The 16,354-nt window shown below is 59.0% G+C and carries 8 protein-coding genes; 3 read left to right on the top strand and 5 right to left on the bottom strand.

Annotation, left to right across the window (positions count from 1 at the left end):
- Positions 1-245: 245 nt before the first annotated feature.
- The 3 genes from NKG60_RS21625 to NKG60_RS21635 all read left to right on the top strand — a co-directional run bounded on the left by NKG60_RS21625 (position 246) and on the right by NKG60_RS21635 (position 3,567).
- Complete coding sequence (locus NKG60_RS21625) at positions 246-779, top strand: peroxiredoxin (protein WP_352975498.1); 534 nt, start codon at positions 246-248, stop codon at positions 777-779.
- Positions 780-846: 67 nt separating this feature from the next.
- Positions 847-2,283: an RNA polymerase factor sigma-54 gene (gene rpoN, locus NKG60_RS21630; protein WP_352975499.1), complete on the top strand. Its 1,437-nt coding sequence runs from the start codon at positions 847-849 to the stop codon at positions 2,281-2,283.
- Positions 2,284-2,340: 57 nt separating this feature from the next.
- Positions 2,341-3,567: an MFS transporter gene (locus NKG60_RS21635; RefSeq protein ID WP_352975501.1), complete on the top strand. Its 1,227-nt coding sequence runs from the start codon at positions 2,341-2,343 to the stop codon at positions 3,565-3,567.
- Between the two features lie 742 nt (positions 3,568-4,309).
- On the opposite strand, the gene NKG60_RS21640 is transcribed toward NKG60_RS21635, so the two are convergent.
- The 5 genes from NKG60_RS21640 to NKG60_RS21660 form a co-directional block, all read right to left on the bottom strand.
- A complete protein-coding gene (locus NKG60_RS21640; protein WP_352517740.1) occupies positions 4,310-4,546 on the bottom strand; it encodes a hypothetical protein in 237 nt (78 codons plus the stop codon).
- Entirely contained in the window at positions 4,546-5,160 is a 615-nt protein-coding gene (locus NKG60_RS21645; protein WP_352975502.1) for a hypothetical protein, read from the bottom strand. The genes NKG60_RS21640 and NKG60_RS21645 overlap by 1 nt, the downstream gene beginning before the upstream one ends.
- A 278-nt stretch (positions 5,161-5,438) precedes the next feature.
- Positions 5,439-8,909, bottom strand: coding sequence for an ATP-binding protein (locus NKG60_RS21650; protein WP_352975503.1), 3,471 nt, complete (start codon positions 8,907-8,909; stop codon positions 5,439-5,441).
- Positions 8,906-10,165, bottom strand: a complete 1,260-nt coding sequence (locus tag NKG60_RS21655) for a metallophosphoesterase family protein (protein WP_352517742.1) — start codon at positions 10,163-10,165, stop codon at positions 8,906-8,908. Before NKG60_RS21655 ends, NKG60_RS21650 begins: the two co-directional genes overlap by 4 nt.
- A gap of 70 nt (positions 10,166-10,235) precedes the next feature.
- Entirely contained in the window at positions 10,236-15,824 is a 5,589-nt protein-coding gene (locus NKG60_RS21660; RefSeq protein WP_352975506.1) for a DUF3320 domain-containing protein, read from the bottom strand.
- Positions 15,825-16,354 lie beyond the last annotated feature (530 nt).

Raw genomic sequence — 16,354 nt, forward strand, 5'->3', positions numbered from 1 at the left:
GCCGCTTCCGGCGCCATAGCCGTGGAAAGATTGCCCCAGCGGCTCGACGGCCTCCAACTCGCTCAGATCGATGGCGTTCGGGTGACCAAGACCAGCAGCCAAGACGTTCCCATACATCGGGATGGAAAAAGGATGGTGCGAGCCGCGAGGGCCTCATTTCATGCCCGGCATACGAGCCTTTGCTCGGTATTGCGCCAGCCTCTGCCAGAATCCGGCGCGCCAGTTTTTTCCTGAGGAGCAAGTTGATGACCGTTCAAAAGAAGGTTCCCTTCGTCACCTTTCTGACGCGTGTTCGCGATGAGTCAGTCCAGGGGCCAAATCCATATCGCTGGGAAGAAAAGACATCTGACGACTACTTTGCCGGCAAGCGCGTCATCCTGTTCTCGCTGCCTGGCGCCTTCACTCCGACCTGCTCGACCTACCAACTGCCCAATTTCGAAGAGCTCTATGATGAGTTTGAGAAGGAGGGAATGGACGCGATTTACTGCGTCTCCGTCAACGATGCGTTCGTCATGAATGCGTGGGGGAAGTCCTTGGGCCTGCAGAAGGTCGAGCTCATCCCCGATGGCTCAGGCGAGTTCACACGCAAGATGGGCATGCTGGTCGCAAAGGACAATCTCGGCTTCGGGATGCGCTCCTGGCGCTACGCCGCCCTGATCAACAATGGCGTGGTGGAGCAGTGGTTCGAGGAGGAAGGTTTCTCCGACAACTGCGAGGCCGACCCCTATGGCGTCTCATCGCCGCAAAACGTTCTCGAAACGCTGAAAGCCGCCGCATGACCTAGAAACGTCTCACTGTGCCATTGCCCGCCCCAAGAGGCTCCTCGACAGGATTATCGCGCTCACCATGCAATCCTCAGCAAGCCTGCTTCAGCGCCAGAAGCAATCCATGGTCGCATCGCCTCAACTCATTGAGTCGATTCGCCTGCTGCAACTGGCGCATACTGAACTGCATCAGTTCGTGGAGCGGGAAATCGAGAAGAACCCGCTCTTGGAATCTGCATCAAGCGATGGCGGGCCTTTTGACGACGTTTCGATTTCGGGAGCGGATCAGCCTGTCGGCCCTGGCGCAAACGCCGTTGAAGGACCGACCGGGGCAGGTTCGCCTGAACGGCTCGGGCAATGGAAATCACTTCGCAACACGACCAACAACCCGCCGGGCAATGGCCCTTCCCTCGACGAGTTTGCCACCCTCGCCGAAACACTGCACGACCATGTCGCTCGTCAGATCGCCCTCACTGCGTTCACACCACAGGAGCGGCTGATTGCTGGCCAGCTTGCCGCCGATCTGGAAGACACTGGCTATGTTCGGGCAAACCTTTTGGAGCTGGCCGAGAGCCTGAATGTCCGTGAGGCTGTTGTAGAACGGGTTCTCGGAACCTTGCAGCAATTTGATCCACCGGGAGTTTTTGCGCGAAATCTCAGAGAATGCCTCGAGATCCAGTTGCGCCAGCGTAACCGGCTCGACCCGGCAATGGCAGCTTTGGTTGCCCATCTTGAAATGCTTGCGCGGCGCGATTTTGAGGCACTGAAGCAGCATTGCGGAGTCGATGAAGAAGACCTTCTCGACATGATGCATGAGATTCGGGCGCTCGATCCCAAGCCTGGGAACCGATTCCAATCCGGTGCGTCTGAATCAATCATACCCGACATCTGGGTCACGCCCTCACCGCAAGGGGGGTGGCAGATCGAACTCGATCCCGCCACACTGCCAAAGCTGCTGATCAACCAAAGCTACTATGCCGAAGTCTCGCGTCAAACTGCCCAAAGTGCGAAGGATAAAGCATTTCTCGACGAATGCTTGCAAAACGCGAACTGGCTAATCCGCAGCCTCGATCAGCGCGCCAAGACCATCGTTAAGGTTGCGGCTGAAATCGTGCGTCAGCAGGATGCCTTTTTGGAACATGGCGTCGCCCACCTGCGGCCTCTCAATCTCAGAACCGTCGCTGACGCGGTCGGCGTGCACGAGTCGACGGTAAGCCGGGTGACCTCGAACAAGTACATGCTTACCCCGCGCGGCGTCTTTGAACTGAAGTATTTTTTCACCGTCGCAATCGCGTCCTGCCAAGGCGGCGATGCGCACTCCGCCGAAGCTGTCCGCCATCGGATCAAAGCGATGATTGCCGCAGAATCTCACGGTGACGTGCTTTCCGACGAGGACATCGCTGCCCGGCTGAAGGAAACCGGCATCGATGTTGCGCGCCGCACCGTCACAAAATATCGCGAAGCAATGAACATCCCCTCCTCCGTGCAACGCCGCCGGGAAATGCGCTTGTGTTTTTAAATTTGGGTCAAGGCAGCCAACATCAGGTTGCATTGCATCAAAGTGGAGACTTCGTTCATGACCCAATCCGCGGCAGGCGTTGTGGACGCTGTTCTGCACGACCCAGAAAAGCCCGTCCCACCGTCTGGTCCGGCATGGGGTGCGGTCATTTCGCTTTCCTTGGGCACCTTCGGGCTGGTGACCGCAGAGTTTCTGCCTGTTAGCCTGCTCACGCCGCTCGCACATGATCTCGGCATCACCGAGGGAGCGGCTGGACAGGCGATGACGGCGACCGCTATCGTCGGGGCGATCTCGGCGCCGACGGTGGCTATCATCACAAAGCGCCTGGACCGCAGGCTCGTCATGTGGGCGATGACGCTGCTGCTGATCCTGTCGGACGTTCTGGCGGCCGGCGCGTGGTCGCTGGCGGTTCTCCTGACTGCACGCGTCGTGCTCGGCATAGCGCTCGGAGGCTTCTGGTCGATGTCGGCAGCACTGGCGATGCGGCTCGTTCCAAGCCACCTCCTGCCGCGCGCTATGGCGATCATCCTCACCGGCGTTTCCGTGGCTACCGTTTGCGCAGCTCCAATCGGCGCTTATGTCGGCGATATCTGGGGATGGCGAAGTGCCTTCATGCTCGCCGCAGTCGGCGGCGCGGCTACACTGCTGGTGCAACTCATAACCATTCCGAGACTGCCTCCGATTGGAGTGGCTAGCTTCCGCAGCCTGCTGGATGTGGCTAAGATTCCGATGGTCAAGGTCGCGCTTGTGGTCGTCCTGCTTGTCGGTTCCGGCCACTTCGCCGGAATCACTTATATCCGCGCCTTCCTCGAGAAGGTTCCCGCTCTGGACGTCGAGACGATTTCGCTTGTGTTGCTTGCTTTTGGCATCGGGGGATTCTTCGGCAATTTGGCCGGCGGGCTTCTGGCCGAGTACAGTCTCAAGGCAGTCGCGGCCCTTGCACCGCTGCTCATAGCGATAGCCGCTGTTTCGCTGCTGATGGCGGGAGCATCGGCCTTCGCCTCGGCGATTGCGGTTGCCGGGTGGGGCTTTGCCTTCGGCGCCGTGCCGGTGGGATTACAGACGTGGATGGTGCGGCGGGCCGTTCCCGAGCAGGCCGAAAGCGCCGGTGTGCTGATGGTCGTAGCATTCCAAGTGGCAATCGCAGCCGGCGCGATTTTCGGCGGAGTATTGGTGGACAATGCCGGGATTACCAGTGCCATTGCCTACAGTGCTGTTGCCACGTTCGCCGCCGCCCTGACAGTGTTCCTGCTCGGCCCGAAGCGCGAAACCCAGACCGCCTGACAGAAGAGGCCTCAGCAGCGCAAGCGGCACGAGAGATGCGATTCACGGCGCGGCGCGGTCCTCCGCACGATTACGCATGGACCAGCGCAAGCGCCTCGCCGGCTTCACCTCCGGGCCACGCGACCGACACCGGTTGTCGACAAAGCACCTCGGTGCGCGGCATCTGCCGCACCGTTAAAGCCAACGTACAGCGACCTTAGAGGCTCGCGCATACGCATCTGAGACACTCAAGGGTAGAGATGTCCCAAAATGCAAGACGATAAGAAAGCCTCTCGGTTTGGCGTTGATCGTTGACACAAGTGCTATATCAGCGGTCTGCGTCACTGAGCTCCACGTCAGGAACATACTGTCGGATGCCAGACTATCCGAATCGACGGACGATGCAGTGTTCATCGAACTGCGCAGCAGACTGATTGAATCTACGGCGTGATATACGCTGAATTCGAGCAATCGTACAAAATTGGCCGCACTGAGCTGGCGCAAACATCGATGTCGTACGTAACGCGATACGATCTCAAGCAGGTTCGCGGAGGAAAACGAGTTCGTCACAGCTCTGCGCGCCGGCGAGTAAGGACTGATTGCACGATTGCGAAGCATGAGGGACCATTACTACCGACTTGAGCATCGTTTGGAGGACTGCGATATCCCCACATGAGAGATTGGGTTCGGCACCGAAAGCAGCAATGCCGATCCATCGCGACCCTGAGCTTTAGCCTCCGGACGTTCGGCGCTTGCTTGCCAATCAACCAGCGCCGTCGGGCCAGCGGATCTCGAATCCGCCGGTTCCAATGGGCCAGGCCAGGCCAAAGCCGTTGTCAAACGCCAGACTTAGATCGTTCTTGCTCGTCACCTTCGCACCGACGAGAATTACCTGTCGGCCAGTCCACCGCTGATGCTGGCGGTAGTCGAGCAACTGGCCGATCGCGGCGCGAATCGCGAAGCGCATCGTAGCCGCATCAGCAGGCTTGATCTCGACCATCACTTCCGGCATTGCGTCAACCGCAACCGAAGGTCGTCGCGAAAACAAGCGGGAAAATCAATCCGCGGATATCGCTCGCTGAGAAACGCTACGAACTGTTTGTGCAGACTGTCATGCTGAGGATGGACATTGATCTCGTACTTCCGCACATACCGTTTGTAGACGTCGGACGCTGCCGCTCCAGCCGGTCGGCCACGACCTCCATCATGATCGGGCGATGCCCCGACGGGAGCGACTGGCTCGCCTTCGATAAATGCCTTTACTCTCTTGACGAATGCTCTGGCGGATCGATCTGTCGTATCGTTCGCATACCACCAGCTTGCCTGGCCACTCCACCCTTTGCCACGGTGCCTATCCTCCGGGGGCAGCACGAATGCATTTTCGGCGAGTGTCCTAGCCCTGAACGACCTGATCTTATCCTTGTAGTGCTGGGCGGAAGGGTTACGCCCCTTGAAGTGCTGGCGGTGGCGATACAGTCGCGCACCGCGATACCACCCGACCACCACGCGCGGATCTTTGCCTTCCTCCGGAGCCGTCCAAACGATGTCGATCCCGTCGACAAATTCGTCGTGCTTGCCTGAACCCAGATTCTGGATGCGGACCTGCCGATCCAATTCGCCCTTAATCGTCTCGAAGCGCCGTAAACGTACCCGTCATCGGCTGCAACAAAGTTGCATTCTTCCGCGCAATAACCCTGCTTACTCGGAAATGCCCCGCCACCGAGAGGCGGGTCATCCGCGCTCCGCCCGGCGTAGTCGTTCATCCACGCAACATTGCAGAACAAAATAGGCATTTCTCAACCTCTATGGGACGTCATGACGGATTCGATCGAAAGTTCCTATGTCAGACGAGTTGGTTAGTTGAACCGTTTTGAGGCGAATTCTAATCGAGCCTAATCCAGCTGGTGAATGGTAGATTGTGGCACAACAGCCTTGGCGATTTCACATAGGTGCTTGTGGTGCGTGAGATAGATGACCTGACCTGTGTTCGCCATCTCCCCAAACAATCTGAAAACCTCCTCCGAGCGAATATGGTCAAAGGTTTCCATGATGTCGTCGGCGATGAAGGGAACCGAGGGCCGGAATTGCGCGAACTCGTAATAACCGGCGAGCCTCAGTGCCAGGTAGAGCTGAAAGCGCGCGCCCTTCGAAAGCGCGTCAGCGAGCTTGGATTGCCCGTCGCGCTGCACCGCGATGAGAACCTCCCCGCCTTTCACGGGCTGGGTTGTAAGGCCTGAATACTGCCCACGGGTCATTAGCTTGAATGCGTCTGATGCACGCGCCATCATCCCCGAACGGTGGTTCTCACGGTAGATCCGCAAAGCATTTCCAGCCGACATGATGCCGAGCTTCAGCTCGATGTAACGAACGGCCTTCTCCTCGATTTCCAACAGGGTTGTGCGCCGTTCGGCATCCAGGTGTGCAACCGCGCTGTCGCCGCCGATGGCGTCCAGCTTATCGGCCGCGCGTGTCTGCCGGATCAGCTGTTGCTGGATCATCTCATCGAACTGGCGAAGCCGCTGCTCGCCCTCAGCCTTCTCGACCGTGAGGCTGTCGAAATCGATCGCGTCCAGGATCGAGCGTGCCTCCTCGAATCCGTCGACTGCAAGTTCCGCCACTACCCGTTCCTCAAGGTCAGCGACGGCAGCGCGCAATCCATCCCGCTCGCGCAGCAGCTCATCGCGTTCGACTACCTCGGACAAAGTGGCGACGCCAAAAACGCCCAGCACTTCGTTCTTGCGGCGTTCGTGCGCCGAAATCTCATTGTCGAGGATGTCGCGCGCCTCCTGCAGGCGCTTCAGGTCGTGGCCGAGGCTTGCCTTCGTTTCGCGTGTCCGCTCGGCGCGCTCCAGGCGCTCGGCAACGCGGATGGCCAACTGCTCCGGCTCGCCATCCTCCGTCGGCTCGTCGGCTTCAACCGCTACGGCGATGACCTCGACCAGAAAATTAGCCCTGTCGGCCGCCATCTTGTCGATACGCAGCTGCAGATCGTCCCGTTCCTGCAGGCTTCTTGACAGTTCGGCCAATTGATCGAGCACAGTGCCGACGCCGGATGCTGAGAGCCCGCTTTCGAGCCAAGTTCCCTTGAGTGCTTCGACAATGCCGGCCAGCCATTCCTCCTCGCGACGCTCCGCCACGCCTACGGCAACCCGTCGGGCCGCTAGATCCTCTTCCTTGGAGCCCACCATTCTGAGCGCCTCGGCATACTCTGCGTCCACCTTGCGCTGCCGATCCAGAAACAGCTCAGCGATGGCCATGATTGCTTCGAGGGTGTCGCCGGGCTCTGATACTATGCCGACGCTTTCCAGCGCTGCTCTCATTTCCAAGCGTATCTGCTCGCCGGCGTCAGCGGCTCGCTCCGCCTTCCTGCGGAGAAGTTCGATCTGCTCCCAGGCAGCGAGCGCATCGCTGCGCGCCTCGATCTGATCCTCGATCCTTTCGATCAGGCGCTCAGACGAAGGTTCCACGGCGTCTCCGAGCAGGTCTCTGGCGGCCGCGCGGATTTCCAACAATTGGGTATCCACATCCTTGCCGAGCTGTGTGCGTTGGATGCCGTTGCGTGACAGGTTGGCCGCGACCTCGGCCAGTTCGCGAGTCGTTGCCCGGATCTCGGCAAGATCCGCCGCGCCGGCCAGCCGGCCCGCGCTGGCAATGTCATCGCGCGCCAGTGCCACGGCGAAATCGTCAGCGGTGTCACCGGTCAGCGCTGCGCGGTGCGTTGCCCACGCATCATCGCGGACACGGCGGATCGCGGCAGCCCCATCATCGTCGACAACGTCGACCGAGGCACGAAGGGCATCCAATCCAGCCTTGAGCATGGCATGGTTGCCCTCGTATTCGGCGAGGCGTTCGGCAAGTACGGCGGTGTTTCTTGCCAGTTCTGACGCTACTGTCTTCCAGGCGGCAATGTGCCCGGCGCTCGGAACCGCGACGTTGGCGAGAGCAAGGGCATCTCCTCTCCATGGACGCAAGCGCGCGAGCGACACCTCCCATCGAATTGTTCCCGCATCTTCTGCCTCGCGAGCCGTCCTGATCTCCGCCAGGTGTCCGCTTGCTCGCGCTTTCGACAAAGCCGAGCCCAGCCTTGCCCTGGCAGGTTCGGGCACTGCCCTTTCCTCGCCGACCCGCTGCCTTGCCGCCTGCAGCGCATCGAGTGCTGCCGCCGCCTCGTCGCGGGCGGCGCGCACCCCGGTAGCAATCCCGGACCTCTGCTCGACCATAGCGCGAACGACGCCAACGGTGACGGCAGGCAGAAGCAGCGCGGCAGGATCCGGCTCGGAAGATCGACCCAAGGCGGCTAGGCAGCTTGCCACGGTGTTGTTGAGGATTTGCAGCCCCATCCTGCGAGTGGGCAAGTCAAAGCCAGCCGCGGTATGGCGCACTTTGCTCTCCGCAAGCCCGCGGATTCGTTCGGAAATCGACAGGATCGATTCATCCTCATCGACCGCAGTGACTTTTGCCGCCAAGCGCTGGACCTCGTCGATGTTTGCGGACAGCCGCGTTCTGAGGCTGGCATCGTCATCGATGAGTCCGGTGACACTACCCGTCCACGTGCGAGCTGGGGAGGCGATGTCCGGCAGCTCATTCAGCCGGGCAATCTTGCGCCGGATATCCGCCCGCATCGGCGCAGCACGCACGTAACGAGCAATGGTATCCAGCCTGGCCACCAGCACCGCTCGGTCACTGATGGTCCGGTCGTATTGCTGCGCTGCATCGAGACGTTCGGCCTCCAGGCCCTCGTAGGTTGATGCAAGGGTATCGATCGCATCCCTGCGCGACTTCACGTCAACAAGGCGCTTCTTCAGGAGCGCCAGTTCGGTGCCATGCGCCTGCTTCCGATACAGAGCGTCTGCTTCGGCCTCGAGGGTGTTCAACGTATCACTTGCGTTCCCAAGACCGGCGCTTGCCGTGAAGAGGAGCTTGCCGAGGTCGCCCCGCGACTCCAGAATCGACTTCCCGCCCGCTTCCAGCGTCTCGTCATCGAGTGAGAACATCGTCGTGTAAGCGTCACGCGACAGTCCGGCGAGATGCGCCGTGATCGCCACGTCGCTCACCGGTTGGCCCGTCGCGTTCAATAGCGAATTAGTACGCTGTTTCGTACGCGTGAACGTGTGCTCGGAGCCGGCCAGTTCCAGCACGCCGCCAATGCGCATGGCGCTGTACTCGTGCAGGAAGTTGTAGCGGCTCCGTTCCTCGATGCCGAACAGCAAGTCTAAGTAGGCGGAAAGCGCGGTCGATTTGCCGGCCTCATTCAGGCCGAACACGATATGCAGGTCAGGTCCGGATTCCGGTTTGGGTCCGAAGTCGATCGTACTATTGGTGAACTTTCCATAGCGAATGAGGTCAAGTCGCCGCAACCTCATGACGATCCACCGGACTTAAGGCGGGCAGTGACCAAGTCCGCACCCTTGGAAAGCACCTGATCGAGGAACTGCTCCAGCCCGGCTTCGTCCTTCCCAGCAAAATCCCGTCCGTCAGCCGGAAGGTCGGCGACCATCTTTTGGACGAACGCCCTCGCCTCAGCGCGGAAGGCCTCCGAGGTGGCATCGGCACGCATTGATTGCCCGAGTTCGAAAATCGGATCAGCAATATCCTCGGCGGTCTCCGTCCGAGGCGGCGCGAGGTCAAGCTCGAGCTTCTCCACCCACGTATGGCCCAGCTGTTCCGCAGCCTGTTCGGCTTCGGCAAGAAGGAGGTCCCTGTCGCGGATCAGCGCCCATAACAATGGTGACGTCCCTCTCAGGCCAACGCGGGCCACAGCATGACGCGATCGGACGGTGGCCCGCATCTCTTCGAGCGCGAAACGAATACGCGCGACGGCCTCGGGCCACTCCACCGCCCCGGTAAGGTCGACGCTCACCCGTTCGAACTGCGCAACGCTGGTCAGCCGTTCCTCGATCTCCACCGAACGGTCGTCGCGCACCGTCACCAGGGTGACTGATTTCTCACCCGCCTCGTTAATATCCCTCCCCTGAGGTATTCCCGGCATCACCACGGTGCTTGCGCCGGAATAGACTTGACGAACATGAATGTGGCCGAGGGCCCAATAGTCGAAACCGTGGGCGTGCAGGTCAGCGATGCTGCAGGGCGCGTAAACGTCGTGACCGGGCGATCCAGCCAGACTGGTATGCATGATGCCTATGTTGACGGCCCCTTCACGAGCAGCCGGATATTTGGTCAGCAGGCTGTCCGGGGCCTTTGGGTTCGCAAAGCTCAAACCGTGGAAAACGATGTCCAGACCGCCGGCTGTCTGCAATACCGACTGAGCACGACCGCCGAAGATGGTAACGGTGTCGGGAAACACCAGCTGTTTGGAAATCCGCGACAAGGCGTCATGATTGCCGCGGATCTTGAAAACCCTGATGCCGGTCTGGTGCAGGCGTGTCATTTGCGATGCCAGAAACCGCGCAGTTTTCATCGAGGTCTGCTCGCCATCGTATAGGTCGCCAGCAATGACCAACGCGTCGACTCGTTCCTCAAGGCAGAGATCCACTATCGAAACGAATGCCTGGCGGCTGGCGTCGCCCACGAGCCCGGCAAGATCGGGATTTCGCATCGCCAGCGAACGAAGCGGCGAGTCGAGATGAATATCGGCCGTGTGTACGAATCGAAATGCCATTCGGCCTCCGCCAGGGAAAGAGGTGTTCTGAGCTCGACTGAAATTGCAGCGAGGTCGCTGCAACGCCCCATTACACTTCGGCTAATTTCTCGCTCGTGCAGTCGCCGACCACCAACAAGCCGTCTTGGGACCGTAACAATCCCTTGGCAACTGAATCGGCGACCGCGGCCGAAATTAGCTGCTTCAATTGTGCGCTTGTGGCTTTGAAGCCCAGCATCCTCGCAACGCCTGTGGCAATTTCTTCCTCTGTCGCACCGAGATTGGATTTCACGACTTCCATAGCGCCTTGGGCGACCTCGTCCTGCGCAATCATTTCGGGCTTACGCAATCCAGGGGACACGACCGCACTGCGTTCTCTAAGACGAACAGGAGCACCCGGCTTGAAGCAGAAGTTGCCTCGACGGGCTACTGCACCACCTCTCTGTGCTATGCCTACACCTCGCTCGATTGCATCCTGAATCCTGCCACCGGCCCGCTGCAGACCCCACGCGTCCCGAATACGCGAAACTATTTCGTCGACATGGATTGGTGTTTCTGTAGCCACGACCTGCTCGACCAGCCCGGCCATGATTCCGCTGGGCGTCTCGTGGAGTTCGAACGATCCCGGTCGCCTTAGCTGAGTCTCTTCGTAGGCTCGATTGGGAGTCTCGGATCCGTTTGTGCTCTCGAGACCGATTTCCGTCACGTTGCCCCGGTCGACCATAACAACCTGAACGGCTACAGCACGATTTCTCTGAACCCCCAATTCGGCCCGCTCATCGAGTTCCTTTCTGGCAGCCTCAATCGCTAGTATGGTTCGCTCCAGCTGCTCATGAGGTCGTTGGAACCAGTCAGCGCTCCAGATCCGATGAATAATCCAACCATGATCCTCAAGGACGGATTGCCGTAGCCGGTCTCGATCTCTGGCCGAGCGCGACGAATGATATTCTGCACCATCGCATTCGATGCCGAGTATATACCGGCCTGGCCTCTCTGGATCCGCAACCGCGAGGTCGATGAAGAAACCGGCAATGCCCACCTGAGCATGAACCTGATAACCTTTTTCGATCAGCGCGTTGGCTACCTGTTCTTCAAAGATCGAATCCATTTCGCGAACCGTGGCCTGGGCAAGCGAAATTCGCCCTGTTCTCGCGTAGTGCAAGAAGAGCTTGAAGGCGAAGATGCCTTTCCCTTTGCCACGCTCCAGGTCGATGTCTTCGTCTGTGATGGACGCGAATACTTCGCAGCTGCGCTTGGCTCGGCTTATGAGGACGTTGAGCCGACGCTCGCCGCCTTCCGCACCAAGAGGGCCGAAACGCATGGCCATGTATCCCTGCGCATTCTTGGCATACCCCACCGAGATCATGATCACGTCGCGCTCATCGCCTTGAACATTCTCAAGGTTCTTGACAAAGAATGGCTCGCTGGGATGCGCGTGAAAGAACTCCTCCGTATCGGGATTTAGTCGCCGCAGCGCTTCGAGTTCATCCTGGATCGCGCGGCGTTGGCTAACCGAAAATGTTGCAACGCCTAGAGTCTCTTGCGGGTTCACCTTCGCATGACGGATGATCGCTTCGGCTACTGCTCTCGCCTCTACCGGATTGGCTCCTGTGCCACCGGAATCGAAGACCCCCTCCGGCACATGATGAAACCGCAACCCCATGCCTGCCTCTTGGGTATAGGGGCTTGGCACGATGAAAAGCCGGTTCTCGTAGAACTGGCTGTTCGATACGGCGATCAGAGATTGGTGACGGCTACGGTAGTGCCAGCGGAGCATACGCTGCGGCAAGCCGCGGGCCGTGAACAGGCCGAGGATGCTTTCGATGTCGGCGACCTGCGCGCCCTCACCCTCGTCATCTTCAGACTGCGAGCCTGTCATCTTCGCGAAGAATGTCGTGGGTGGCAGTTGGCGTTCGTCGCCAACAACGACCACCTGATTGGCCCTGGCGATCGAGCCAAGCGCGTCCACAGGCTGTATCTGAGACGCCTCGTCCATCACAAGCAGATCGAAGGACATCCTGCCGGGCGACAGGAATTGGGCCACCGAAAGCGGGCTCATCATGAACACTGGCTTGAGTGCCTGGATGGCAGGCCCTGCCTTCTGCATCAACTGCCGGATAGGCATGTGGCCCCGTCTGCGCGCCATCTCAGAACGAAGCAGTCCGACTGGTCCAGCTCCGCCGTCTCTTGAGGGAATTTTTCGGTGATGAGCCGTCACAACTTCAATGGCACCGGCCTTGATCCTCTGTCGGTCCAGATCCGCGAAGTCACGTACAGCCCTGGAATGCAGTTCCCCGTCGAACCTTGCCAGCTCCGGCTCATCGGTCGCCATCGCTAGAAACATTCGTTCGTAGTAGGCCATATCGAAGACTGATCGCGCCGATCCTGTTGTAATCTGGCCGTCGGCTAGGCCGTCTATCAACTGTCCCAGTCCAGCCTTTCGGGCCGTTTCGGATCGCTCTTCATAGGCAACCCATTTCGAGAGCTGTTCCTGATGATCGAGCCACCCCGCCAGTCGAGAAACAACCTCGACTATCGCGACGTCTGGAAAATCGTCTACTCCAAACAAGGAGGGAGCATCGGCTTTCAAATCCCCTGCAAGCGCCTTCAATTCCCGCGCTGCCGCTTGGGCCGCTTCACGCGCTGAACGCGCCAAGTTTGCGATCTCTTTTCTTTCAGGCAACCGCGCAGCCAAATGCCGGATTGAGCCATTTTCTCTCAGCCAAAGTTCGGCTTGCGCGAGAGCGGCCCAATCGGATCCTCGACCGAGCCACGACGAGCCGAATGCGAACTTGCCAAGGCTTTCCCCGTCGTCGATCTCTTGAGCAAGCGCTTGTAGTCTGCCTAGTCGGCGCAGTATCTCCACCCGCTCACTGATCAGATCTGGAACGTCAGTCAGAACCTGTCGTGACGCGTCATCGGCTTGAGCTACAGTGCTTGCCTTCGCTTCCATCAGTTGCAGCGAGGCCCGCTCGGCGGAAGCCACGTCACCTAGCATGGATGACGCAAGGTGGCCTAAATCGTTCCAGAACCCCTCGATAATCGGCTGACCGATGTCGATCACCTTACGAACTCGGACCGCACGCGCGCCCGCTTCAGAGCGCTCCGCCATCCGCCCGGCTATAATTCGCGGTTCCGAGCCAAGTCCCCTCAGCGTGCGCATCCACTCCACTAAGGCCTGGAGTGGTGCCGAAGACGATCTCTCCCCGCGCCAATCGGCTCCGAAGGCGGAACGGCCAAAGGCGTCGCCTTCGCGCACTTTTGCTGCGGCCGCCTGGCCCTTCATCAGAATGTCGAGGAGACCCACTATCTTCGCCGCAGGCGCGCTAGGGGCTACCAAAATAGTCCGCACAAGTGCAGTGGCGCGACGGTAGTCGCCATTCAATGCTTTCAATATTCCCGTGTGCGTGGCGAGCGCTTGCCGCGCCGCGCCCACGTTGGTACTCCACGCGGCATCAACAACCTTGCCCTGAAGCTCGGCTCTAGCAGTCTCTAGCGTTGCTACGCTGTCGGCAAGGTCACCAGCCTGTTCCAGCCCGGAGTCCCAAACTGTGGCTGCGAATGCCTCAGGGCTCGCATCGGGGGCTGCCGCAACTCTCTCGCCGGTCATCACTAGCCTGAGGAGTCCTGCAAGCGTGTCCGGTAAAACCGTAGACCCCAGTTCTTGATTTAGCCGCTCAGCTTCTTCCCATAAGCGTGGGAGCAACACGGTTAGCTGGCGCGCACGAACGAAACCATCTTTCGGAAAGTCTGAAGGAAGCTTAGCAAGCTCTGTCTCGAGACCTTCGATTGGCGTGTCGATAGCCGTCGCCACCAACTGCTCCGACAGTTCCTCGGATTTGCGGTTGAAATCCGTTCCTGACCAGAGAAGCGATGAAGTGTCTTTCGGACGCTCATCCCATACCGGCGAGACGAGCGCCTCGGCAGGAAGCCCAGGCGCGGACGCAAGAAGTTCAGCGCGATCTTCTATCTCACCGCTGTCGCTGAGAATTTGCGGAGGCTCGGCCTCGATCCGCTCAGCAATATCGACCAGTTTGGCGTGCAGCGCCTTGGCTTGATCCAGCAACGCCGCGATGCGTGGGACGAGCCTCTCAATGGTCGTTGGAAGAACGACATCCAGGCCAACTCCCCTCCATGGGTGGTGGATGGGCAAGCCGATCTCGTTGATCCGTTGAGAGACCTCATCGAGCAATTTGCGACGTTGCGAAACGCCATCATTTGTCCAGCTTGTGGCGTCCGTAAGTTCGATGTCCACGGGTTTCTGACCGGCCTGCCTTAGGCGGGTCAGCTGACCTAGAACCTGATAAGCGGTGAGTTCGGAGGCTCCATACGGAACATGCATCCTTGTAGCATGTGCATTGAGTTTATCCCTAGCCTCCAGCAGGCGTTCAGTAAGAGAAGAAGCCAGCTGTCCGCGAGGCGATCCGAGTTGCCAGGTGCGCCGCAACTCCTCCAGCATCATGCGCTTGTTTGCCTTGTTGCTATGGAGCTCGAGGCAGGCGTCGCCCACCCCCGCAGTGTCAAGCCGTCGCTTCACGACCTCAAGTGCGGCCATTTTTTCCGCAACGAACAGCACGGTCTTTCCGTCGGCAACGGCCGACCCGATAATGTTCGCGATCGTCTGCGATTTTCCTGTCCCGGGAGGACCTTGGATAACGAGGTCGCGACCCTTTCTTGCATCATGGATCGCCAGCGTCTGAGAACTGTCACTGTCGACGATATGCAACATTTCGGCAGGCGCAATATGCGGATCAATCGCAATGTCGTCCGACATCAGCGGTTCGCGTGTTTCGAAACCATCTGAAAGAAGCGAGCGGATCTTCGGTTGTTCGATAATCTTTGCGCCATCCGGCCAGAGATCCGGATCCAGGTCACGGTACATCAAGAACTTAGCGAACGAGAAGAAGCCGAGCACCATATTATCGGCAAGCACCTGCCAACCCTCTTTGGTCGACACTGCTTCGGCAACGGCATCGAGATAGGCCGAGACGTCGAAGTCGTCTCCTACTTCAAAACGCGGCAGGGCGAGCTTGTGGATACGGTCGAGATAGAGTTCCAAGGAGAGGTTTGCGGTAAGATCTTCCGGACGAGCTCGCAGCCGAAACTTTTCTCCAGCGGCCCCTCGCTCAAGCCGTACCGGCACCAAAATGAGAGGAGCCTGACGGATGTTTTCTTTGTTGTTCGGGTCAATCCACTTCAGCATGCCAAGGGCCAGAAAGAGGATATTGACGCCCTGCTCTTCCTCAAGTGTGCGGGCATCGTGGTAGAGATCAAGGAGCCGGCGCTGCAGCCCCGTTGGGGTCATCCTCGTCTGAAGCTTGGTGTCAGAATGTCGCGCAGATACCCCTCTATCGTCGAATCCTTCGTCCTCAGGCTGAGCAAGAGCAACGGGGGAATAGTCGATTTCCTCGTCTGGAGGGCTGCTTTCAACCTGGCCTGCCTTCGGCCGATCCGGCTTGCCGGCCAGGAAGGTAAAAGCCTTTCCTTCGCTCACCAGCAATCGATAGATCTCAGACGACCTCTCGTCGACAATATCGATCGTCTTCGCGCTCTTTGAAAACCGTGGCACATTCAAAAGTCGGTTGCGAGCAGAAAGGTCGAGCAATTCCATCCTGGCTCGCTCGAGCTTTTCCTTTAAAGGCAGATCGCTTTGGAAGACCGATTTTTCAACTTCCGACACTCACACCCCCCTGATAGGCTGGACACATAGAGCCTACACAAGGGCTGTCCGCAACATAAAATGCTCGTTTTTCAACTTCGAATGGCTGCCACCAACACTTCAATCGTTTTAGTATTGTGAGCACCGCGGCTTAGTGGAAAAATTGCGGATGTTTGTTTAATGTTCCGGACACTTCGCATCCCCACCTTGATCTCGAGGTTCCCTTTCGGACAAAATGCCATCATACCTCTGGACGAGGTGTTGGCAGCTCTGGCATCTGCCTCGCCGGCCACGACCAACTGGCGCACAAGCCGACTTCTTTTTCAATCGGCCCTCCTAATCGCATTCCGAGAAAACTTGTAGGCTCCAGCGCGGAAAGATGGTCGTGTTCACGAAAAGGGCAACTACAAAGTCGTGACTTCGGGCTGATCTGCGAAGGCACCATGGTGTTCAAAGCGCCGAACTACAAGGCAAACCAGCGCCAGCGAAAAAGGCGCCTACGAAGCGTGCAGAGGCACGTTAGAAATCATGCAGCCTGCGTTTCGCAAAGG

The sequence above is a fragment of the Mesorhizobium sp. M1428 genome (assembly GCF_040317515.1).
Classification (GTDB): Bacteria; Pseudomonadota; Alphaproteobacteria; order Rhizobiales; family Rhizobiaceae; genus Mesorhizobium.

What these genes read in the sequence shown, in the direction of transcription:
- NKG60_RS21625 (WP_352975498.1), top strand. Translation starts at nt 246, where the DNA reads ATGACCGTTCAAAAGAAGGTTCCCTTCGTCACCTTTCTGACGCGTGTT.
- rpoN (WP_352975499.1), top strand. Translation starts at nt 847, where the DNA reads ATGCAATCCTCAGCAAGCCTGCTTCAGCGCCAGAAGCAATCCATGGTC.
- NKG60_RS21635 (WP_352975501.1), top strand. Translation starts at nt 2,341, where the DNA reads ATGACCCAATCCGCGGCAGGCGTTGTGGACGCTGTTCTGCACGACCCA.
- NKG60_RS21640 (WP_352517740.1), bottom strand. Translation starts at nt 4,546, where the DNA reads ATGGTCGAGATCAAGCCTGCTGATGCGGCTACGATGCGCTTCGCGATT.
- NKG60_RS21650 (WP_352975503.1), bottom strand. Translation starts at nt 8,909, where the DNA reads ATGAGGTTGCGGCGACTTGACCTCATTCGCTATGGAAAGTTCACCAAT.
- NKG60_RS21655 (WP_352517742.1), bottom strand. Translation starts at nt 10,165, where the DNA reads ATGGCATTTCGATTCGTACACACGGCCGATATTCATCTCGACTCGCCG.